At 41.5% G+C, this 5,068-nt stretch carries 3 protein-coding genes and 1 pseudogene; 1 reads left to right on the top strand and 3 read right to left on the bottom strand.

All coding sequences use genetic code 11. The features are described 5' to 3' along the window. Both QNK26_RS05045 and miaB read right to left on the bottom strand, forming a co-directional pair. Positions 1–172 (bottom strand): annotated as a pseudogene (locus QNK26_RS05045) (PhoH family protein); the annotation flags it as partial. A 31-nt stretch (positions 173–203) separates the two neighbouring features. Beyond that, positions 204–1,631: a tRNA (N6-isopentenyl adenosine(37)-C2)-methylthiotransferase MiaB gene (miaB, locus tag QNK26_RS05040; protein ID WP_319221245.1), complete on the bottom strand. Its 1,428-nt coding sequence runs from the start codon at positions 1,629–1,631 to the stop codon at positions 204–206. A gap of 214 nt (positions 1,632–1,845) precedes the next feature. Between miaB and QNK26_RS05035 the strand changes: the two genes are divergently transcribed. Continuing rightward, entirely contained in the window at positions 1,846–3,018 is a 1,173-nt protein-coding gene (locus QNK26_RS05035) for an FAD-dependent oxidoreductase (protein WP_319221244.1), read from the top strand. A gap of 16 nt (positions 3,019–3,034) precedes the next feature. Here QNK26_RS05035 and QNK26_RS05030 read toward each other — a convergent pair whose 3' ends face one another. Continuing rightward, positions 3,035–4,645: a HAMP domain-containing methyl-accepting chemotaxis protein gene (locus QNK26_RS05030; protein WP_319221242.1), complete on the bottom strand. Its 1,611-nt coding sequence runs from the start codon at positions 4,643–4,645 to the stop codon at positions 3,035–3,037. Positions 4,646–5,068: the final 423 nt, after the last annotated feature.

Raw genomic sequence — 5,068 nt, 5'->3', positions numbered from 1 at the left:
GGAATAGATAATTTTGATAAGTAATTTCAACTTCTAAACGACGTTCAAGTTGTTTGAGGTTGTCATTAAATGGGCCACACAAATGGGCTAATCGTGCGCCGTCTGCTGGTTCTAAAAATATATCGAGCGTTGTCGTATTTTGATTCAAAATAGTCTCATTAGGCAGAGCCATTAACGATCATTAATGGCTCTAAGTCTAGCTCTTATGGGTTGAACTTAGCAACACCTAGCTCATTCGGTTGATTAGTAGTACGTGCCAAGATCTCGCTTGGTTTAACGTCACTACGTAAACCCATCTCATTTTCGCCGCGGATAAACACACCACGGATAGAGTTAGGGAATACATCAACAATGTCGACATCAACAAAGGTACCGATTAGATCCGGTGAACCTTCGAAGTTAACCACGCGGTTGTTTTCAGTTCGACCAGTGAGTTCCATGATGTTTTTCTTCGATGGACCTTCGACTAAAATACGTTGCGTAGTATTAACCATATCACGACCAATTTTTTGTGACATTTGGCTAATACGTGTTTGTAAAATTTTCAAACGTTCTTTCTTTTCTTCTAATGATACATCATCAGGTAAATCTGCAGCAGGTGTACCAGGACGGGCGCTGTAGATGAAGCTGAAGCTGATATCGTATTCGATGTCTTCAATCAGTTTCATGGTATCAGCGAAGTCTTGCTTGCTTTCACCGGGGAAACCAATAATGAAGTCTGAACTCATCACTAGACCAGGACGTGCTTTACGCAGTTTACGGATCAATGATTTATATTCAATCGCAGTGTGCGCACGTTTCATCAAAGTTAAAATACGATCTGAACCTGATTGTACTGGTAAATGTAAGTGCGACACAACTTCCGGTGTATCTTGATATACTTCGATGATATCGCTAGTGAATTCAATTGGGTGGCTGGTGGTATAACGAATACGGTCGATACCATCAATCGCCGCTACATAACGTAACAGATCGGCAAATGAACACATATCATTGTCGTGCATCTCACCACGGTATGCGTTGGCATTTTGACCGAGTAGGTTAACTTCACGTACACCTTGCTCTGCCAGCTGTGCGATCTCATATAAGATATCGTCAAGTGGACGACTTACTTCTTCGCCACGGGTATAAGGAACTACGCAGAACGTACAGTATTTCGAGCAGCCTTCCATGATAGAAACGAATGCAGATACACCTTCGGCACGGGGTTCAGGTAAACGATCGAATTTCTCAATTTCAGGGAAACTAACATCAACCAGGCCTTTTTTACCCGCTTGTGCATCGTTAATCATTTCAGGTAAACGGTGTAAGGTTTGTGGACCAAATACCAAGTTTACAATAGGGGCACGCTTCTGAATCTCAGCACCTTCTTGTGATGCTACGCAGCCACCTACGCCAATCACTAATTTAGGATTACGTTTTTTTAGTTTTTTCCAACGACCCAATTGGTGGAACACCTTCTCTTGGGCTTTTTCTCTGATTGAACAGGTATTTAATAGAAGTACATCCGCTTCTTCTGGGTTTTCAGTCAGTTCAAAACCATTCTCGGCATTTAACAAATCTGCCATTTTTGATGAATCGTATTCGTTCATCTGGCAGCCCCAGGTTTTAATGTGCAGTTTTTTACTCATTATCCACGTTGCTCTTTAATATGTATTGCTATGTGTGAGAACACACAGAAGATCGCGTATTCTACTGCCTTAATAGTCTGTTGACTAGACGTTATCTATGCATCTGTGCATAAATTTACTGTAATTTTCGTTGTACAAAGCAATCATTCCGGCGTAAAGCTTGGTAGAATTCTGATTCGATAAGAATTTATCCTTAAACGGTTCAGGAAACGCGATGCAGGAATTTGATGTAATTATTGTTGGAGGTGGGATGGTTGGTGCAAGTACTGCTAATTTACTTGCACCCTCGGGACTTAAAATTGCGGTAATTGAAGCGCAAACACCACCTGCTTTTTCATTTGAACAACCGATGGATCTACGTGTATCTGCGATCAGTCTGGCTTCGCAGCAGCTACTTGTTGCTACAGGTGCTTGGTCAAACATCAGAGAAATGCGTCTTTGTCCTTATCGTCGCTTGGAAACCTGGGATCAAGGTGGTTGCGAGACTAAATTCCATGCAAGCGATATTGGTTACGATAAATTAGGTTACATTATTGAAAATCGCGTGATCCAATTAGGCTTGCTCGAAGCCATGCAACGTCACGATAATGTACAACTGATGTGTCCTGAAAAAGTGGCAACCTTAGAACAAAGCAGTGAACATGCTGAAATTACTTTAACATCAGGCGCTAAACTACGTGCTAAGTTAGTCCTTGCAGCCGATGGGGCTAACTCGATTATTCGTCAACAGACGCATATTGGTATTAGCAGTTGGGATTACCGTCAAAGCTGCATGTTAATTAATATTGATACTGAGCAGCCGCAGCAGGATGTTACTTGGCAAGAGTTTTCGCCAACGGGGCCGATGGCGTTATTACCATTACCAGGTCATAAAGCATCGTTGGTTTGGTATCATCAAACGGCGCAAATCAATTATCTCAGTAAGTTATCCAATGCCGAACTGAAAAAAGAAGTACAAAAACACTTTCCCGATCTCATCGGTGAATTCGAGATCACCAATCACGGTTCGTTTCCGTTAACACGACGTCATGCCCAACAATATTTTAAAGGTCGCGTGGCCTTGCTTGGTGATGCGGCGCATACCATTAATCCATTGGCAGGGCAGGGCGTTAATATCGGCTTTAAAGATGTGAATGTATTATGTGAGTTAATTCGCAGTGCAGTCATTGAAGGCGAAGCCTGGGATAGTGAAGTGTTGCTAAATAAATACCAGCGCACACGCAAGCCAGATAACCTATTAATGCAAACCAGTATGGATCTGTTTTATTCGGTATTTAGTAATAACTCCGCACCCGCGAAGATATTACGTAATCTTGGATTGGCTGTCGCACATCGCGCCGGACCGTTAAAACGTCAGGCGCTACGTTATGCGATTGGTTTAAGTTAACCAATCGCATAACGCTTTAGCTTAATTTAAATTCTTTTACTTTCGCCAGCAGCTCGGTCGAATGACTGAGTAACTCTTGACTGATACTACTTGCATGTGTTGCAACGACTGTTGTTTCATCTGAGTGGACGGCGATAGTTTCAATATTGTGTTGAATATCCGTTGTTAGGGTTTGTTGAGTGGCCGATGATTTGGCAACGGAATCATTTAATTGATTGATGTCCTGCATTTCTCGTGCGATCTCATTCAACATGTCGGCTAACTGCGATACTTTTATTGCCCCTGCTGCCGCAGTTACTTTGGCCGTATCCATCGCTGCAAACGAGCTGTTTGATGTTTCAATCAATGAACTAACAATGGTTTGTATTTCTTTGGTTGAATTATTGGTCTTAATCGCTAATGCACGCACTTCCTCAGCAACCACTGCAAAGCCTCGGCCACTTTCACCAGCACGAGCAGCTTCGATAGCGGCGTTCAGCGCCAACAAGTTTGTTTGCTCTGAAATTGAGTTAATCACCCCTAATATCTTGGTCACGTTATTAGTTTGTTCGCCCAGTAGGTGCATTTTATCGACGACGTGATCAAGTTGCGTTGTCAGCATACTGATCTCATCAATGGTGGCACTGGCTAAAGTATTCCCTTTATCGGTTTGTAATGCCGCCTGTGCGGATGCTGTTGTTGTCATGCTCGTCTTGGCTTTAATATCTTCAACCTGGGTCTGCATTGTGGTGATACTGGCGTTGATAGTTGCAGCTTCTTGTTTCTGTTGATTGGCAGAGTTGTAGGTTTGTGTTGATGCAGTGCTGAGCTTTGTCGATATATCTTCTAACTGCTCAGCGGTATTGAGTACATGAGTCAGGCTATAATGAAAATTACTCATCATGTAATTAAAGGCGGTGACCATACGGCCTATTTCGTCATGATTTTTTACTTCAATTAATGTCGTCACATCTTGAGTATCACTGGCTAACTCCATGCTATCGGTCAATTCACTGATAGGTTGTAGGATTATTTTACGAATGATAAATAACGTCAGTAATAAACCGGCAAATAATACCACCGCTAAGATTGCGCTTGAACGTAAAATGTTTTGTTGTACTTGTTGGTAAAAGTGGCTAAGCGAGTATTCAAGTCTGACAGCACCGAGTACATCACCCTCTTTAGCATTGTGGCAAGCCGTGCAATCTGTGCCGCGGTAATTTTTAGACGCAATAAGTGGTTTGGTGAGCAGTAAAGTGTCACCATTTTGAGTGCTAATAACTTGGCTGATATCTTCACCGGCAAGTGCGCGGCGGTCAAAATCATCTTGGATTTGCTCGCTGGCTAACCCCGGACCATACAGTTGATTAACCTTGTCGGCTCTGATTACTCGGATATCGGCGATGTTATCGTTCTCGAGCATCTTGTGACGCAAGGTTTCACGTTGGCCGATACTACCGGTGAGCATCATGGTATTTAAACTATCAAAGTAAGTATCAGCTTGTTCATGTGCTTGTTGTTCTAAAATAGATAAAACCAAGGCCGTTTCTTGTTTACTTTGCGATAGCGCAGAAATGGCGAGGATCAGTATAAAGAGACTGCTCAGTGCTAAGTTTATTTTTTTAGTTATCGAGACATTTTTTAACATTGTTTCTTCCCATCTGAAACCAACCAAAAGAGCTCAACCACTTACTGATAGCTATTGGTATTTTAATTCTACTTTAATTAGTAGGGTTAATCGTAACAAAATAATACTGATACATATGTGATATCGGCCAAAAGAGGTATTTTCTTAAGCATAAATGTAAATAATAAGTAAATAAAGTTAAATTTAAGGTTGCGGATCAGTAATTGGGGAAATTAAGGTATTAAAATTTACAGCGTTAATTGCATGTGTATTTAAAATGCTGAATTTAGAATTTAGAATTTAGAATTTAGAATTTAGAATTTAGAATTTAGAATTTAGGAAAGAAGTATTTATGGGGGAGTAATATGGAAAGAAGTGGCAGGGATATGAGGATTTGAACCTCAGAATCCCGAGATCAAAACCCGGTGCCTTACCGCTTGGCGA

Source organism: Moritella sp. (assembly GCF_033791185.1).
Taxonomy (GTDB): domain Bacteria; phylum Pseudomonadota; class Gammaproteobacteria; order Enterobacterales; family Moritellaceae; genus Moritella.
Note: the sequence above shows the minus strand (reverse complement) of the source record. Positions and strands in the feature narration are given on the sequence as shown.

What these genes read in the sequence shown, in the direction of transcription:
- miaB (WP_319221245.1), bottom strand. Translation starts at nt 1,631, where the DNA reads ATGAGTAAAAAACTGCACATTAAAACCTGGGGCTGCCAGATGAACGAA.
- QNK26_RS05035 (WP_319221244.1), top strand. Translation starts at nt 1,846, where the DNA reads ATGCAGGAATTTGATGTAATTATTGTTGGAGGTGGGATGGTTGGTGCA.
- QNK26_RS05030 (WP_319221242.1), bottom strand. Translation starts at nt 4,645, where the DNA reads ATGTTAAAAAATGTCTCGATAACTAAAAAAATAAACTTAGCACTGAGC.